Source organism: Pseudomonas huaxiensis, assembly GCF_003231275.1.
GTDB classification, from domain to species: Bacteria; Pseudomonadota; Gammaproteobacteria; order Pseudomonadales; family Pseudomonadaceae; genus Aquipseudomonas; species Aquipseudomonas huaxiensis.
Genome location: NZ_QKVL01000002.1, coordinates 95,136 through 111,507, shown reverse-complemented (window position 1 = coordinate 111,507; position 16,372 = coordinate 95,136). Strand labels below are relative to the sequence as shown.

Below are 16,372 nucleotides of genomic sequence, written 5' to 3'. Positions count from 1 at the left end.
AATCCGAGCGATGAACTTCAATTGGGATGTGTTTTGGCAATACCTGTTGCAGCCCAGCGGGGTGTACCTCACCGGGCTCTGGCTGACCTGCCTGATCAGCGTGCTGGCGATGGCGCTGGGTTGCGCACTGGGACTGGCGGCGGCCTTGCTGCGCCTGTCGAAGAACCCGCTGCTGCAATGGCCGGTGCGCTTTTATGTGTGGCTGATGCGCGGCACGCCGCTGCTGGTGCAGATCGTCTTTCTCTACACCGCGCTGGCGGCGGGCGGGATCTTCCGCTTCGAGGACATCGAGCTCCTCGGGCTGGTGGTGCCCGGCAATATCCAGGCGGCGATCATCGCCCTGGGCCTGAATGAAGGCGCGTACATGTCCGAGATCATCCGCGCGGGTATCGGCGCGGTGGACAAGGGCCAGTACGAGGCCGGGCGCTCGCTGGGCATGACCTTCGGCAAGCTGATGCGCCGCGTCGTCCTGCCCCAGGCCTTTCGCGTCATCGTTCCGCCGATCGGCAACGAGTTCAACGTGATGCTGAAGAACACCACCCTGGTCAGCGTGATCGGCGTGCAGGAGTTGCTGCTCAGCACGCAGATGGTCACTTCGGCGACTTTCCGCGTCTTCGAGTTGTACCTCGTCGTCGCTATCTACTTCCTGCTGCTGACCACTCTCTGGGGCTTCTTCCAGCGCTGGCTGGAGACGCGGTTCGGCCAGTCCGAACGGCCATCGTCACCGCCGCCGGCGGCTAGCCGGATGTTCGGCCGCGGCACCCTGAAACTGCTGAGAGGACGCTGAACATGGCGCACAAAAGCGAAGAACTGGTCATCGAGGCGCTGGACATCCACAAGTCGTTCGGCGCGCTGGAAATCCTCAAGGGTGTGTCCCTGCAAGTGCGGCGCGGCGAAGTGGTGGTGCTGATCGGCGCCTCGGGGTCGGGCAAGACCACCTTTATCCGCTGCATCAACCTGTTGGAAGACATTCAGTCCGGGCGCATTCGCGTCAACGGCCACGCCATGGGCTACCGCGAGCGCGCCGACGGCAGCCTGGTGCGCGACTCGGAACGCAATATCGCCCGCCAGCGACGCGATATCGGCATGGTGTTCCAGCGCTTCAACCTGTTCCCCCATATGACCGCCCTGGAAAACATCATCGAGGCGCCGATCCAGGTGCTCGGCGTAGCCAAAGCCGAAGCGCTGGAGCAGGCGAAGAAACTGCTGGCGCGGGTCGGTCTGGCAGACAAGGGCGGGCATTATCCGTCGATGCTCTCCGGTGGACAGCAACAGCGGGTGGCAATCGCCCGGGCTCTGGCGATGAAACCCCAGGCGATGCTGTTCGACGAGCCCACCAGCGCCCTCGACCCGGAAATTGTCGGCGAGGTGCTGCAGGTGATGAAGGAGCTGGCCGAGGAGGGCATGACCATGGTCGTGGTCACCCATGAAATGGGTTTCGCCAAGGAAGTGGCCGACCGCGTGGTGGTGCTCGATCAGGGCGAACTGATCGAACAGGGCCCGCCGGAACAGATCTTCAACCGCCCCAGCCACCCGCGTACCCGGGCTTTTCTCAGCCGCGTGCTGTGAGCCTTTTCCTGAATTCCGAGTTGAAGAGCCTTCGTCATGTTGAATCTCTCTGCCCACGAATACCCTTATCCCTCCCAGCGCCAGAGCGTGTTCGCCCGGCGCGGTATGGTCGCCGGCTCACAGCCCCTGGCGGTGCAGGCCGGGATCGACATCCTGCAAAAGGGCGGCAACGCCATTGACGCCGCCATCGCCACGGCGGCGACGCTGACCGTGGTCGAGCCCACCGGTTGTGGCATCGGTGGCGACGCCTTCGCCCTGGTCTGGACCAAGGGCCAATTGCACGGTCTCAACGGCAACGGCCAGGCGCCGGCCGAACTGAGCGTCGAAGCGGTGAAGGCTGCCGGCCATGGACACATGCCGCTTTACGGCTGGACCCCGGTCACCGTTCCCGGTTGTGCCTCGGCCTGGGCCGAGTTGTCCCGGCGCTTCGGCAAATTGCCCTTCGCCGACCTGTTGCAACCGGCCATCAACCTCGCCCGCGATGGTTTCCCGGTGTCACCGATGGTTGCCCATCAATGGCAGAACGCGCTAAAGGAGTTCACCCCGCACCGCGACGGCGTTCTGCAAGCCTGGTTCGACACCTTCCTTATCGACGGCCGCGCGCCGCGGGCGGGCGAGCTGTTCTGCAACCTGGCCCAGGCCGAGACCCTCGAAGAACTTGCCGCCACCGGTTGCGAAAGCCTCTACCGTGGCGCCTTGGCTCAACGCCTCGATGCTCACTCCCGCGCCACTGGCGGCTACCTGCGCGCCAGCGACCTCGAAGGCTATCGTGCGCAGTGGGTCGACCCCATCCACATCAACTACCGTGGCGTCGACGTCTGGGAAATCCCGCCCAGCGGCCAGGGCCTGGTCGCCCTGATGTCGCTGAAAATCCTCGAAGGCTTCGACTTCGACCACCGCGACAGTCAGCGCACCTGGCACCGCCAACTGGAAGCCATGAAACTCGCCTACAGCGACGGGCTGCATTACATCACCGACCCGCAGCATATGCGGGTGGCGGTGCAGGACCTGCTCAGCGACGACTACGCCCGCCGTCGTCGCGAACAGATCGGTGAACACGCGCAGCCGCCAAAGCCCGGCGATCCCCATGCCAGCGGCACCGTCTACCTCGCCACTGCGGATGCCGAGGGCAACATGGTCTCGTTCATCCAGAGCAACTACCACGGCTTTGGCTCCGGCGTGGTGCTGCCCGACAGCGGCATTGCCCTGCAGAACCGCGGGCAGGAATTCAGCCTTGATCCCGAGCACGCCAACTGCCTCGCACCGGGCAAGAAGACCTTCCACACCATCATCCCCGGCTTCCTCACCAAGGACGGCCAGGCACTTGGGCCGTTCGGCGTGATGGGCGGCTACATGCAGCCGCAAGGGCATGTGCAGATGGTGATGAACCTGGTGGATTTCGGGCTCAACCCCCAGGCCGCGCTGGATGCGCCGCGCTGGCAGTGGCTGGGCGAAATGAAGGTCGGAATAGAGCAGGGGGCATCGCGTGACTTGATCAATGCCCTGGCGAGACGCGGGCATGAGGTGGTGGTGGCGAGTGACCTTACCGACTATGGCCGGGGACAGATCATTCTGCGGGACCCTGTGACGGGTGTGTTGTGGGGTGGGACGGAGCCGCGGGCGGATTCGCATATCGGGGTTTGCTGACGGCGAACGCCGATGGCTGCCGGGAAAACCGGCAGCCATCGGCTGCGTTCAATCAGCGGTGGAGCCCAGGTGTCATCGCCGCTTGAGCGCCGCCAATTACGGTGAGAGCACCGTTACTGAGCAGTCACCGTCCACGTCAGGTCCAGGTTGTAAGTAACGTTGAATGTGGTTTTACCGGTGCGGGCATCGCAGACGGCGGCGTCCTGGGACACTCCCGGGAAATTGAGCAAGTAGCCTTGTGGGTATTCTCCGGTCTGCACCCAGAACTGCAGGTTTGGCTGGCAGTCAACGGTCAGGTTGGGCGCTGCCTCGAGCAGGCTTGATATGGCTATGGAACCATCGCGGGGAAATTTGACGGCCAGGCCGATATTGATAGTTCCGCTCGCTTCGGGGTCATAGAAAGGTGTGACGATTCGAAATGCACCTGGCATCACGCCTGCTTGCGGGTAGGCGGGCGACAGCCCCAACGGATTGACGCTCAAATTGGTCGAATTGTTGTCCGAAGGGCCTGCTGGCAGGGCCAGCTCGATCGGCTGGCTGGAGGTGATGCCGTTGAACGGGGTGTTCGTTGCGGCTGTCGGAAGTTCGGTCTGGGCACACGCGTAGTACTGTTGCAAAACGCAGAATGTCAGCACCGATCCCGAGGTCGCGTAAGCCGGCAAATTTGCCTGGAACAGCGAGTGTGACTGCGCCGCCCCGCCTGTAGAACTGATTGGTGACTGGAAGAAAAAGAAGCCTTGGCCTGAGCCTGAATTGTTGGTGACATTAATGGTGTAGTAGGTGCTCATAAGACTCCCCTTCAGGATGGATGGTTGCTCGCTGATGTGTCGGGCTTCTTTTCTTGCCGGGTTCGGCTGCTGGATGGCGGGGCGTCGCCCGGTTGCAGCGGGAGCAGCAGCAGGCGTGCTGTCTTGAGGGCTGAGGCGCTTTCCATGGCACAGGATCCCTTGCGTGAACGAGAGGCAGTGTGGCAAGGCAAAGGGGGTGATGTCGAGTGGCCATCTATCGATCCTGTGATGGGTCAAGCTGCGCCCCGGGTAATCTGCCTCCAGTACCCGCCGCGCAAACGCGATCACAGCATCTCAAGGGCTCACCCTGTATCCTGACCGCGTCATGTCGCTACCAAGGACCCTGGTATGTCGCTTCCCAGCGAACTAAATGCGTTCTCCGATACAGACTCGTTTTTCATGGGGCAGGCGCTCGATCAAGGACGACGCGCGCTTCCTGATTGTCTGCCCAACCCTCCCGTCGGATGCGTCATCACGCGCCATGGTTCCATCATTGCCAGTGGCTACACCCAGTCACCAGGACAGCATCACGCGGAAGCGATGGCCCTCTCACAACTGGAGCAGGGGCTCGATGACCTGACGGCCTACGTCACGTTGGAGCCTTGCTCGTTCACCGGCCGGACACCTTCATGCGCTCTGGCTTTGATTGCCGCGGGTATCGCGCGAGTGCATGTCTCGATGCTCGATCCCGACCCCCGTAATGCCGGAGCAGGTGTTGCCATGCTCCGACAAGCCGGAATAGAGGTCACGGTCGGGTTGCTTGAAGACCAGGCTCGTCAGGACCTGGGCCCGTACTTGCACCGCGTGCAGCCCCTCAAGGCCTTGTCCATCGTGAGCCCCAACGGCGGGCGCATTGCATCCGGCCAGAAAACCCTCGAAGTGCGCCGCTGGCACCCGCATCTGGACCCAAACGAGGACCTGTTGATCGTTGAAAACGAGCGCTTCCTTCATGTCGATGGCGATGAAGACGATGGTCATGCCGTCGCCATCGTGCGGGTCAGGGCGGTTCGCCCCTTCGTTGAGGCCGACATCCCGGCCGCCTGCGCCAGCAGCTATGCGCAGGGCTGGCTTGCCTGGGAACTGACCGATGTCCGGCCAATCACGCCGCCGGTTCCGGTCAGGGCCGCACGGGGCATTTACCAGGTGGATTTCTCTGGCTTGAGCCATTGCCTGTCTTCGTAAAATGTTTCTCTCTTGAACTCAATCGCACAAAAAGCCTCTGTCGAATGACAGACTTACGCCACTTTCACTTTTTACAGAGATCACCATGCTTCGTGTTTTCGAACGACGCCTCGACCCGTTTCCACCTGACGAACTTCCTCCGCCTCCCGTCGGCCTGATGCGTTTCCTGTGGGCCTGCACACGCGGCGCCCGTGGTTACATCCTTCTCTTCGCGCTGCTGAGCGCCGCAGTGTCGATCTACGAGGCCTGGCTGTTTGCCTTCCTTGGCCAGGTCGTGGACCTGCTTTCGGCCTGGAAAGCCGGCGGCGCTGAAGCGGGGCAGGAAAGCCGCGTGCTGTGGGGGATCGCCATTGTGCTGGTCACCAGCATCGGGATCGTGGCGCTGCGGACCATGGTCCAGCACCAAGTCCTGGCGATCAATTTGCCGTTGCGGCTGCGCTGGGACTTCCACCGCCTGATGCTGCGGCAGAGCCTTTCGTTCTTCTCCGACGAGTTTTCCGGCCGGGTCACCACCAAGGTGATGCAGACCGCCCTGGCGGTGCGCGAGGTGCTGTTCACCCTGATCGAAATCCTCCCCGGGATCGGCGTGTATTTCATCGCGATCATTGCCCTGGCCGGCGGCTTCGCCCTGAAGCTGATGCTGCCGTTCCTTGCCTGGATTGTCCTGTTCGGGCTGTCCATGCTGTATTTCGTGCCGCGCCTGGGCAAGGTCGGACAGGAACAGGCCAATGCGCGCTCATCCATGACCGGTCGGGTGTCGGACGCGTACACCAACATCACCACGGTGAAGCTGTTCTCCCACTCCAAGCGCGAGGCGCACTTCGCCCGCGCGGCGATGGAAGACTTCAAGGAAACCGGCTTTCGCCAGATGCGTCTGGTCAGCCTGTTCGAGATCGTCAACCAGACGCTGGTGGTGGGCTTGATCCTCGGCGCCGGAGGTTATGCACTGTGGCTGTGGCACCAGGGCGATGTCGGTACCGGCGCGGTGGCGGCGATCACCGCCATGGCCTTGCGCATCAATGGCATGTCGCACTGGATCATGTGGCAGATGACCTCGCTGTTCGAAAGCATCGGCACCGTGCAGGACGGCATGCAGACCCTGACCCAGGGGCCCAAGGTGGTGGATGCGCCGGACGCGGGCCAACTGGTCACCAGCGGCGGTGCGGTCAGTTTCGATAACGTCAGTTTCAACTACGGCGGCGAGCGCCAGGTCCTCGATAGCCTGAGCCTGACTATCCGTCCGGGTGAGAAGATCGGCCTGGTGGGCCGTTCCGGGGCGGGCAAATCCACCCTGATCAATCTGCTGCTGCGCTTCTACGATGTGGACAGCGGCGCGATTCGCATCGACGGGCAGGACATTTCCCGGGTCACCCAGGACAGCCTGCGCAGCGCCATCGGCATGGTCACCCAGGACACTTCGCTGCTGCACCGCTCGATCCGTGACAACATTGCCTATGGCCGCCCCGACGCGACCGATGCGCAGATCCGCGAGGCTGCGGCCAACGCCCAGGCGGCGGGCTTCATCGACCAGCTCAGCGACCGGCAGGGTCATACTGGCTATGACACCTTGGTCGGCGAGCGCGGTATCAAGCTGTCGGGCGGACAGCGGCAACGTATCGCCATCGCCCGGGTGATGCTCAAGAACGCACCGATCCTGTTGCTCGACGAAGCCACCAGCGCCCTGGACTCGGAGGTCGAGGTTGCCATTCAGGAAAGCCTCGATGAAATGATGCAGGGCAAGACCGTGATCGCCATCGCCCACCGGCTGTCCACCATCGCGGCCATGGACCGGCTGATTGTCATGGATAACGGGCGCATCATCGAACAAGGCACCCACGCCCAGTTGCTCGAGAAGAACGGCACTTATGCGCGGCTTTGGCAGCACCAGAGCGGTGGATTCCTGGGCGAGGATCAGGGCGTGGTCGAAGCGGTCGAGTAGAAAGCAGCGGAACACCGATAGCTGCGGTTCAGGCTGGCAGCTATCGGTTAGCCTTCAGCACTCGCTCCTGTTCAGTCAACCAGCTCGACGTAACTCGACTCTCCGCCCCCGGATGCCCCCGACAGCCAGCCCCAGACAAAGCTCAGCGTGGTCCGCCCTGTGTCATCGACCCCCACCGTCCCCCGCGACCAGCCCGCAAGCATCTCTCCCTCAGTGGTCAGGCAGTGGAACAGCAGCTCGATACTGTCGGGCCCTGTCACCCGGCCTACCTGATTGCCGATACGAATCCGCCCGCCCTGGTAGGTGCTGGAAATGCCGTTGTCCTCGACGAGGTAATGAAACACCGTGCCGCTGCCGGAGAGCCCGCTGGTATTGGCGGCGACGGCGAAGCGGCGGTTGTGCAGGCGGTCGCGGAGTTGGGGGAAAGCGCTATCCATGAATGACGTGTCCTTGGTGGTGTGTGCTGTGGGTGATCAGAGCATGAAATGTCCGATGAAGTTGAGTGGGATTCGATAAAAGACAATGTGGGCCCGTCGATTGATGCGATCAGCATGCTGCCGCCGCGGTAGCCGACAACGGTTCGATGGTTTTCAAATCCTCCGATCCACGGGTGCTGTTATTCGCCGGGGAGATCCGCTGAAGTGCAGAGGGCATCTGATGTGGGCGGTGAAACCTGGGCTTGCGCTCAACCTTCCCCATCAAGCAGGCGCCAGGCCAGCGTCTGGCCTTCGACCAGGGTCGGCGCGGTGCGGTAGCGGACTCCGAAAACCTGCTCGCCCATTTCCCCCATCTGGTCGAAGTGCGCCCGCCGTACGGCATCGTCGAGCACGCTGATGATGCCGCGGCACAACCCGGCGAAGGCCACCTTGTGCTGCTTGAGCCACTGGGTGCGCAGCTTGCGGTCCGGGTGGGGTTCGTCGTCCGCCGGTTCCCGGTAGATCAGCACGAACGGCTCGCCGCGTGCCAACAGTGCATCGAGTTCCTCTGCCCACTGCTGGCTGTAACCTGGCACCACCACCTGCGGTTCAATCAGGCAGAGGGGAAAGGTACGAATGTCGTGGACCTTGAAGTCTTCAGTGTTCATTTCGATCTCGTTCAGGTGAAGGGATGGACGCAGCGATTCGTCCAGCCAAGCTCAGTCCGTGGTGCTGTGCCCACGGCGCAGGTGCCAGTAGCGGGTGCTTCGCTGCTGCGCCCAGAAGCGCGCGTACAGTCCTCCGGCCGCCAGCAGTTGGGCATGGGAGCCGCGCTCGACGATGGTCTGCTGGTCCAGCACCAGGATTTGCTGCACATCGGTGAGGGTGTACAGGCGGTGGGCGATGACGATGACTGTCTTGTTGCGGGTCAGTTGGTTCAGGGCCTGGGTGACGGCGGATTCGTTGTTGCTGTCCAGCGCCGCGGTAGCCTCGTCGAGGATCACGATCGGCGCGTCCTTGAGCAGAGCCCGGGCAATCGACAGGCGCTGGCGCTCGCCACCGGACAGGTTCAGACCTTCGCCCAGGCGGGTCTGGTAGCCGTCGGGCAGGGCCATGATGAAATCGTGGCAGCAGGCGGCGCGTGCGGCGGCTTCGAGCTCGGTTCGGGTAGCTTCGGGGCGGGCGATGCGCAGGTTGTTCTCGACCGTGTCGGCGAACAGGTGGGTGTCCTGGAACACGAAGGCGATGCGTGCCAGCAGGTCTTCCTGGCGCATCTGGCGCACATCGACGCCACCGATCAGCACCTGACCTTCATCGGCGTCATGAAAGCGCGCGAGCAGATGCGCCAGGGTGGTCTTGCCGGCGCCGCTGGCGCCGACCAGCGCGGTGATGCTGCCGGCTGGCGCGTCGAAGAAGATGTTGCGCAGGGCCAGTGCGCCGCCAGGATGGGTGAAGCGCAGGTTGCGCACCTGGATGCCGTGACCCTGAGGGAGGCGGGCCTCGCTCGGCTCTTGCAGGCAAGGGGCTTGCAACAGCGTTTCGATGCGCTCAAGGCTTCTGCGGTAGAACGCCAGTTGCGCCATGAGTGTGGCCGATTCGCCGAGCATGGCGAAGAAACGGTGCGCCAGCACCAGCATCAGTATCAGCATGGGTTGCGCCAGTTCGCCCTGTACGGCCAGGTACACCGCCAGCGCCAGCAGGCCGAGCAGGCCGATATCCAGCAGCACGGCAAAGCCCACTGCCAGAAGCCCCGCCAGCACCTCGATGCGGATAGACAGGCGGCGCAGGTGCTGCATCGACGCTTCCAGCGCGCCGAAGCGCTCGGCCGACAGGCCGAAGGCGCGGATCACCTTGATGCCCTGGACGAACTCCAGCAACTGTCCGGCCAGGGCCGCGCGCTGGGCATGCTTGGCCTGGCTCATGGCCGCGAAGCGCCGGCGCAGGGTCGTGACCAGAAGGCTGCCTGCGGTGGCAGCGGCCAGTGCGGCCAGGCCCAGGCGCCAGTCGATCAGCAGCATCAGCGCACCGGTGAGCGCGGCGATGCCGAGGCGGCCGAAGAGCTCGCCGGTCAGGTGGGTGAAGGCTTCCTCGACCTGGGTGGCGTTCTCGCCCAGCACTGCGCTGAGTTCACCGCTGCGGTTGCGGTTGTAAAAACCCAGGGGCAGGCGGCGCAGGTGCGCGGCCAGTTGCAGGCGCAGGTCGCAGAGCATGCCGGTGCCGCCGAGGAAACCGTCAAGGTTGGAGGCCAGGTTGCAGACCAACTGCAAGGTCAGGCTGGCCAGCAGGATCAGCGTCAGCCCTATCAGCAGCGTGCCGTCGAGGCGGGCGGCGAAGATCTCGCGCAGGGCGATATACAGCACGCCGTAGGGCACGCTGGCGAACAACGCCTCGCCCAGGCGCCAGCCGATGCTGCGCCACACCCGCCGGTTGTCGGCACTTTGGGTGATACGGAAAACCGCCAGGAGCATGTTCATGGGCGTGCCGCTTCCAAACTGTGGTAGTGGGTCGGTTGTTGGCCCAGGCGCCAGTCGGCGTGGGCCTGCTGGGCTTGCCAGAGGCGCTGATAGAGGGGGACGTCGGCGAGCAGTTGGGCGTGGCTGCCGCGGGCGCGGATGCGTCCGGCGTCCAGCAGCAGGATCTGGTCGGCTTCGACGACGCTGGCGAGGCGGTGGGCGATCAGCACCACCGTACGCCCCGCGGTGAGGGTAGCCAGGGCTTGGAGGATCAGCGCTTCGTTCATGGGGTCGGCGAAGGCGGTGGCCTCGTCGAGTACTACGATCGGAGCGTTGCGTACCAGGGCGCGGGCGATCGACAGGCGCTGGCGCTCACCACCAGACAGCCGGGCACCGCGCTCGCCGAGCAGGGTCTGGTAGCCCTGGGGCAGGGCCTGGATGAAGTCGTGGGCCTGGGCGGCCTTGGCCGCTTCGATGACCTGGGCTTCGTCGATATCGGTGCGGCCCAGGCGGATGTTGTCGAGCACGCTCTGATTGAACAGGTGCACCTCCTGCATCACGTAGGCCACCTGGTCGTGCAGTTCGCCCAGCGGCCAGGCGCGCACGTCGCGGCCCTGCAGAACGATGCGGCCTTGCCTGACGTCCCAGAAGCGCAGCATCAACTGCGCCAGGGTCGACTTGCCGGCGCCGCTGGGCCCGACGATGGCGGTCAGGCTGCCGTGGGGCAGGCTGAAACTGATGTCGTGCAGCACCGGGACGCCTTCGTCGTAGGCGAAGTCGACCTGCTCGAACGCCAGTGCGGCGCTGCCCGCGAGGCCGGGTGGCGCCTCGTCCTCGACCAGGTCGGGGGCGCGCAGCAGGGTCTGCACGCGGGTGTTGGCCGCCTGCACCAGGCGCATCAGATTGCCGAAGAACGCCAGGGCGAACAGCGGCCGGGTGATGCCCAGGCCCAATAGCAGGCACAGGGTGAAGGCTTGAAGCGAGAGGCTGCCTTGCAGATAGAAGTAGCCGCCGATGGGCAGGATGAACAGGCTGTTGGCGCTGATCACCACGGTGAAGGCCGACCAGCCTGGCACGGTGCTGGCGACCATGCGCCCGATCACCGTCCGGTAGGCGTCAATGGCGCCTTGCAGGCGGCCGGTGGCGTTTTCGCCGCCCAGGTACGTCTTGACCACGGCGATGCCCTGCACATAGTCGACGATGCTTGCCGAAAGCTCGGCGTTGACCTGGCCGTATTCGGCCATCACCTGCGGGATGCGCTTGAACAGCACGGCCTGCACCGCCACCGCCAGGGGCACGGTGACCAGGGTCGCCAGGGCCATGCGCCAGTCGAGCCAGAACAGCACCACGGCACTGGCCAGCGGTAGGGCCAGGGCGGTAGCGGTGTCGTTGAGGTGGTGGGCGATGAATTGCTCCAGGCGATCGATGTCTTCGCGTAACACCTGGTTGGCGATGCTGGCGGTGCGCGCGTCGATCCAGCCCAGCGGCAGACGGGTGAGCTTGTTGGCCAGGACCAGGCGCAGTTCGTGGAGGCAGTCGAAGGCCGCCAGGTGCGACAGCACCCCGCCGGCGCACAGCAGCACCCAGCGCAGCAGCATGGCCGCGCCGCACCAGGCCAGGATCGGCAGCACCTCGGCAAACGGGGCCGTATCACCTTGGGCGTAGCGCAGCAGTACCAGATAGAGGGCGATCAGCGGGGTGATCGACAGCACCCCGGACAAGGCGCTGCACAAGGCTGCGACGTACAGTCGGCGGCGCTGGCCGCCGACCAGCGCCAGCAGGGCGGCGAAGCCGGTTTCGTGGGAGGGGGAGGGTTGGCTCATGGTCACTCCGCGAGCGTGTGTTCGGCCAGCCGGCGCAGCCGGGCCTGAAACGGTGGGCGTTGATCACGGCTGCTCATTGAGCCGCCTGCACGGCGGCGCTGGCGCGGGCCTGGCAACGTGGCGCCAGCACCAGAGCCAGCAGGGCCAGCACGCTGGCCACGGCGAAACTTGCGGCATAGCCGTAGTGATGGGTGAACTGGGTGGCGGACAGGCCCAGCACCAGTGCACACCAGGCATCGGTGCATTGCAGCAGCGAGTAGTCGGTGCCGGCCTGGGCGGGGGAGACCCAGTCCATCATCAGGCTGTAGAGCACCACGAAGCCCATTGCCATGCTCAGGCAGAACGCCAGGAAAATCGTCGTCAGCAGGACCGTGTCCGTGTTGCCCTGGCTTTCCAGGGCCAGGTAGCCCAGTTGCAGCAGCAGGTAGCTGAACAAGCTTGCCCAGACCATGCGCCGGCGACCTGCCCGCTCCAGCAGCAGACCACCCAGACAGGCGCCGGCGATGCCGGACAGGGCGATGCCGCTGCTCGACAGTAGCCCGACCTGCAGCACATCGAAGCCACGGTCGACCAGGTAGGTGAGCATGATCGCGGTGAACCAGCGTACCGGTGCCTGGAAACTGACCACGCAAGCCATGCCCCAGCGCACCGCCGGGTTTTGCCAGGCGCGGCGCAGGCTGGGCGGCTCGGACGGCTGTTCGGCGCAGCGCGCCGGCAGCGGCAAGGCACGGCGGCGCAGCAGCAACGCCGGCACCGCACACAGGCCCAGCAGCGCGACCAGGTACAGACTGGCGAGCGCCCAACCGACGCTGCTGGCCAGGGCCACCCACACACCACCACCGAGGATGTATCCCAGGTAGCTGCCACCAATCTGCATGATGTTGCCCAAGCCGCGCTGACGGCGGCTCAGGCTCAGCACCGCAGTGCCATCGGTGACGATGTCCTGGGTGACCATCACCAGCATCAGCACCCCAAGCAGGGCCAGCAGCGGGGTCATCGCGGTGGCGGGTGGCAACATGATTGCCAGCAGCATGCCCAGAACCAGCAACCCTTGCAGCTTGTTGGCCAGACGCAGCCGGTCGCCGGGGCCGTTTCCGGCCACGCGGTCGGTGCGCGCGGCCCAGAGAAACTTGATGGCCGTGGGCAGGAACAGCAGCGACAGCAGGCCGATCTTGTCCAGGCCCACGCCCTGTGCGCGTAGCAGCACCGGCAAACCTTCGTGGGCCAGGCCGCTGAGCAGGCCCTGGCTTGCGTACAGCCCGCCGAATGCGGCGAGCAGTCCGGGCAGTCCTACGGCGCGGCGTGCGGCGTTTGCCCTTGGGAGGGTGGACTCGTTCATGTCAGAAGCTCAGGTTCAGGCGCACGCCGGCCAGCCGCCCTTCGCCCACCTGGTAGGCGGTGCCGATCGGCGCACCGGCGTCGAAGGCATAGACGGCGTAGGTCTTGTCCGCGAGATTGTCGACGTAGAAGTCGGTGGACAGGTTGCGGTTGACCTGCCACGACAGCCCCGCGTCGAGCAGCGAGTAGCCGCCCTGGACCAAATTGTTGGCTTCGTCGAAGTAGGTCTTGCCGATGTAGGAGAGACCGATGTGCGGGACAAGCGCCATGCCGTTGTCCAGGTTGAAGGCATACTCGGCGGCCAGGTTGGCGGTGCTGCGCGGGGCGTAGGGCAGGATGTTGCCCGACAGGTCGTTGCTGGAGCTGCCGGTGGGATCCTGATAGTGGCTGAACTCGGACTTGTTCATCGCCACCCCGGCCTTGATACGCAGCGCCTCGGTGGCCTGCCACTTGGCGGTCAGGCTGGCGCCGCGGGTGCGTGCATCGCCGACGTTCTGCAGGTACTGGCCCTGCACCGGGCCGACCGAGAGCTGGTAATCCTTGATGCGCATCTGGTAGGCGGCACCGGCCAGTTCCAGGCTGCCGTCGAACAGGTTGGCCTTGAAACCGACCTCGTAATTACGCGCTTTTTGCGGTGAATAGGCGAAGTCGATGTTCTGCGGGGTGACCGCGCGGGTAAAACCACCCGCCTTGAAGCCGGTGCTGTACAGGGCGTACACCGAGACGTCGTCGGTGAGCTTGTAGTTGATACCCAGCTTGGGCGAGGTGGCGTTGTCGCGCTTGTCGTTGTCCATCGCCAGGGTGGCGAAGCGGGTGTCGACATCGGTGCGCTGTTGTTCGATGCGGATGCCGGGAGTGATGTCCAGGCGTTCGGTGGCGTGCCAGGTGAGCTCGCCGTAAGCGGCGTAGGAGCGGATGTCCTGGTGCGAGTCGAGCGCATACGCCGGGATCTGGCGCTTGAAGTCCAGGTCCTCGGCGTACAGGCCGGTAACGAAGTCCACGGCCTTGCCGGGTTCCTTGCGCGACGCCAGGCGCAGCTCCTGGGAGATCGTGCGCTGCTGCTCGGGGGTGTAGCTGCCGAACACGGTGCGCTCGTTGTCGCGGGTCTGGTAGCCGGTCAGTGCGCTGAGCACCATCGAGCCCAGGGCGTAGTCCACGTGCAGGCCGTAGCTGTTGGTGGCCAGTCGGTAGTTGGACTCCATCGGCAGGACGCGGCGGGCGTCCTTGTCGCCGTCGACCACGAAGTATTCCTCGTCGGAGTGGGTGACATCGCGCGAGGCGCTGACCATCACGTCCAGCGGGCTGTCGGTGGGTGCGTAGCGCAGGCGTGCGCGGCCGTTGCTGTTGTCGTGGTCGCCCAGGCGCGAGCCGGTGTTCATGTTTTCCAGCTCGCCGCGGGTGTCGCTGGTGCCGACCGCGATGTCACCGAACAGCGCACCTGGCACCAGCGGCCCGCTGGCCATGAGCTGCATACCCTGGCCGCGCTTGTTGGCATCGAGGCTGGCGTCGAAGCGCGCTTGATCGTCGGGTTTGCGCGTAACCACGTTGATCACCCCGCCGACCGCGCCGCGGCCATACAGAGTGCCTTGCGGGCCGTAGAGAATCTCCACCTGTTCCAGGCCCTGTGGCAGCAGTTGCGAAAGCAGGGCCTGGTCTTGCGGCAGGCCGTCGACCAGCAGTTGCGCCGCCGGGTTGTAGAAGTCTGGCGAGGACTGTCCGCGAATGGTGAAGTTGTCGAAGGCCCGCGAGGAGCGCTGGCGGATGTGCACGTCGGTGAACACCCGGTCGAGCTGGTCGACCCGGCGCAGGCCACGGGGCAGGATTTCGTCGGCAGTGGCCACGTCGGCGGCGCCGGCGATGTCCTGCAACTGCTGGTCGCGCTTGGTGGCCTTGACCGTTACGGCAGGCAGTTCGAGGGCGGGGCTGGTGGTGTCATCGGCCTGTGCCGGGATGGCCAAAGCGAGGGCGAGCAGCGACAGCGGGTAGGGCAGAAACGTGGTTTTTTTCATGATGGGGGATCGCTGATTTTTGATAATAATAATTATTATTATCTGTGCGTCCGGCGATCTACCCCATGCGGGAATTTACGATCCCATTCGGGAAAACTTCACTTCAGTGAATGTCCTTGAGCCCTTTGACGGTGGCCGGTGCGACACCGTGTATGCGCCGGAAGGCTGCGGCGAACTGGCCGGGGTTGGAATAGCCGACGAATTCGCAGGCCTGCAGCACGCTGCAGGCGCCGGCTTCGAGCAGCGAGCGCGCCTGCTGCATGCGCACCCCGCGCAGGTACTGCGCGATGGTCTGGCCGGTGGCGGCTTTGAACGCCGACTTCAGGTAGCACTCGTTGATGCCCACACGCCGGGCCAGCGAGGCGATGGAGTGGCTGTGGGCGAACTCGCCGTGGAGGATGTCGCGGGCGTCCTGCACGGCTACCCGCTGGCGCACAGGCAACTGCGGGCGCTGGCGCCAGGGTTTGTGGTCGGCCAGTTGGGCGAGCATCTGCAGGGCGGCGGCTTCGGCGTGCAGGCGCCCAATCGTGGTGTGCATGGCGCTGGTCAGCAGGGTACTGGCGGTGGTCATGCCGAGGCTGTGGCACAGGTGTTCGCTGTCGAGTAGCAGTTCGGTGCCGTCCGGGCCGCCGATGGTCTCGGCCTGATCCTCGAACAGCTGCTCAAGCAGCGGAGTGGGCACCTCGATCGACACGCCACTGAAATGACCGGCCATCTCGCGGTTGAAAGTCTGCTGCTCGCTGGCCTGGCGCAGCATCACCCCGGCACCGTGATAGACCGTGGGCTTGCGCTGCTCGGGGACCTGCAGGTACAGTTCGCCGGCGACCATGATCTTGATAGTCAGGCAGCCGGGGGGTTGTACGTAGTGATCTTCGAAAGTGCCGGCGAAATCATACTGACCGCGGGCGAGGGTGATGCCATGGGCGATGCGGTGCAGGTCGGTCCAGCCGCTGCCGTGGTGTTCGGGCAGGTCGAAGCGGGCATAGCCAGGGTCACGATCGGTGGAAAGCGATGCAGCGGGTGGGCAGGTTGGGGTAGACACGGCATATCTCCCAGAAGCCAATGACCTGAGGCGCCGGGCACCGGAGTGGCAAATCCGGGCGGGGGGCATAGGGGGCGGGGGCTAGGATAAGGCTTTTTGTCTTTATGTAAATGATAATTATTGTTGATTGTGGGTTGGTGCGAAGACTTGGGCGAAGCGGTGATTC

13 protein-coding genes are annotated in these 16,372 nt (G+C 64.6%); 5 read left to right on the top strand and 8 right to left on the bottom strand.

What is annotated here, in order from left to right; genetic code table 11:
- Positions 1–10 precede the first annotated feature (10 nt).
- From DM374_RS03850 to DM374_RS03840, 3 genes are read left to right on the top strand one after another with little or no spacing between them, the layout of a single operon-like run.
- Positions 11–787, top strand: coding sequence for an amino acid ABC transporter permease (locus tag DM374_RS03850; protein ID WP_110968674.1), 777 nt, complete (start codon positions 11–13; stop codon positions 785–787).
- 2 nt (positions 788–789) lie between these two features.
- Positions 790–1,569 (top strand): amino acid ABC transporter ATP-binding protein, encoded by a 780-nt coding sequence (locus DM374_RS03845; RefSeq protein WP_110968673.1) that lies wholly within the window; start codon positions 790–792, stop codon positions 1,567–1,569.
- A 36-nt stretch (positions 1,570–1,605) separates the two neighbouring features.
- On the top strand, positions 1,606–3,216 hold the full coding sequence (locus tag DM374_RS03840) for a gamma-glutamyltransferase family protein (protein ID WP_110968672.1): 1,611 nt from the start codon (positions 1,606–1,608) through the stop codon (positions 3,214–3,216).
- A gap of 113 nt (positions 3,217–3,329) precedes the next feature.
- On the opposite strand, the gene DM374_RS03835 is transcribed toward DM374_RS03840, so the two are convergent.
- A complete protein-coding gene (locus DM374_RS03835) occupies positions 3,330–4,004 on the bottom strand; it encodes a hypothetical protein (protein WP_110968671.1) in 675 nt (224 codons plus the stop codon).
- 348 nt (positions 4,005–4,352) lie between these two features.
- Here DM374_RS03835 and DM374_RS33620 point away from each other — a divergent pair, with 348 nt between their 5' ends.
- Both DM374_RS33620 and DM374_RS03825 read left to right on the top strand, forming a co-directional pair.
- A complete protein-coding gene (locus DM374_RS33620; protein ID WP_225422440.1) occupies positions 4,353–5,186 on the top strand; it encodes a deaminase in 834 nt (277 codons plus the stop codon).
- 85 nt (positions 5,187–5,271) lie between these two features.
- Positions 5,272–7,125: an ABC transporter ATP-binding protein gene (locus DM374_RS03825; protein ID WP_110968670.1), complete on the top strand. Its 1,854-nt coding sequence runs from the start codon at positions 5,272–5,274 to the stop codon at positions 7,123–7,125.
- A gap of 71 nt (positions 7,126–7,196) precedes the next feature.
- On the opposite strand, the gene DM374_RS03820 is transcribed toward DM374_RS03825, so the two are convergent.
- The 7 genes from DM374_RS03820 to DM374_RS03790 form a co-directional block, all read right to left on the bottom strand.
- Positions 7,197–7,562: a hypothetical protein gene (locus DM374_RS03820; protein ID WP_110968669.1), complete on the bottom strand. Its 366-nt coding sequence runs from the start codon at positions 7,560–7,562 to the stop codon at positions 7,197–7,199.
- 248 nt (positions 7,563–7,810) lie between these two features.
- Positions 7,811–8,209, bottom strand: a complete 399-nt coding sequence (locus DM374_RS03815; RefSeq protein ID WP_110968668.1) for a hypothetical protein — start codon at positions 8,207–8,209, stop codon at positions 7,811–7,813.
- Between the two features lie 51 nt (positions 8,210–8,260).
- A complete protein-coding gene (locus DM374_RS03810; protein WP_110968667.1) occupies positions 8,261–10,015 on the bottom strand; it encodes an ABC transporter ATP-binding protein in 1,755 nt (584 codons plus the stop codon).
- Positions 10,012–11,817, bottom strand: a complete 1,806-nt coding sequence (locus DM374_RS03805; protein WP_110968666.1) for an ABC transporter ATP-binding protein — start codon at positions 11,815–11,817, stop codon at positions 10,012–10,014. The genes DM374_RS03810 and DM374_RS03805 overlap by 4 nt, the downstream gene beginning before the upstream one ends.
- Before the next feature lie 73 nt (positions 11,818–11,890).
- Positions 11,891–13,156 (bottom strand): MFS transporter, encoded by a 1,266-nt coding sequence (locus DM374_RS03800; protein ID WP_110968665.1) that lies wholly within the window; start codon positions 13,154–13,156, stop codon positions 11,891–11,893.
- 1 nt (position 13,157) lies between these two features.
- Complete coding sequence (locus DM374_RS03795; RefSeq protein WP_110968664.1) at positions 13,158–15,164, bottom strand: TonB-dependent receptor; 2,007 nt, start codon at positions 15,162–15,164, stop codon at positions 13,158–13,160.
- Positions 15,165–15,267: 103 nt separating this feature from the next.
- The gene (locus DM374_RS03790; RefSeq protein ID WP_157969653.1) at positions 15,268–16,206 is read right to left on the bottom strand and encodes a helix-turn-helix transcriptional regulator; all 939 of its coding nucleotides are present in this window, start codon (positions 16,204–16,206) and stop codon (positions 15,268–15,270) included.
- Positions 16,207–16,372 lie beyond the last annotated feature (166 nt).

Excerpts from the sequence above, each read along its gene's own strand:
- DM374_RS03850 (WP_110968674.1), top strand. The coding sequence starts at position 11 with ATGAACTTCAATTGGGATGTGTTTTGGCAATACCTGTTGCAGCCCAGC.
- DM374_RS03845 (WP_110968673.1), top strand. The coding sequence starts at position 790 with ATGGCGCACAAAAGCGAAGAACTGGTCATCGAGGCGCTGGACATCCAC.
- DM374_RS03840 (WP_110968672.1), top strand. The coding sequence starts at position 1,606 with ATGTTGAATCTCTCTGCCCACGAATACCCTTATCCCTCCCAGCGCCAG.
- DM374_RS03835 (WP_110968671.1), bottom strand. The coding sequence starts at position 4,004 with ATGAGCACCTACTACACCATTAATGTCACCAACAATTCAGGCTCAGGC.
- DM374_RS33620 (WP_225422440.1), top strand. The coding sequence starts at position 4,353 with ATGTCGCTTCCCAGCGAACTAAATGCGTTCTCCGATACAGACTCGTTT.
- DM374_RS03825 (WP_110968670.1), top strand. The coding sequence starts at position 5,272 with ATGCTTCGTGTTTTCGAACGACGCCTCGACCCGTTTCCACCTGACGAA.
- DM374_RS03820 (WP_110968669.1), bottom strand. The coding sequence starts at position 7,562 with ATGGATAGCGCTTTCCCCCAACTCCGCGACCGCCTGCACAACCGCCGC.
- DM374_RS03815 (WP_110968668.1), bottom strand. The coding sequence starts at position 8,209 with ATGAACACTGAAGACTTCAAGGTCCACGACATTCGTACCTTTCCCCTC.
- DM374_RS03810 (WP_110968667.1), bottom strand. The coding sequence starts at position 10,015 with ATGAACATGCTCCTGGCGGTTTTCCGTATCACCCAAAGTGCCGACAAC.
- DM374_RS03805 (WP_110968666.1), bottom strand. The coding sequence starts at position 11,817 with ATGAGCCAACCCTCCCCCTCCCACGAAACCGGCTTCGCCGCCCTGCTG.
- DM374_RS03800 (WP_110968665.1), bottom strand. The coding sequence starts at position 13,156 with ATGAACGAGTCCACCCTCCCAAGGGCAAACGCCGCACGCCGCGCCGTA.
- DM374_RS03795 (WP_110968664.1), bottom strand. The coding sequence starts at position 15,164 with ATGAAAAAAACCACGTTTCTGCCCTACCCGCTGTCGCTGCTCGCCCTC.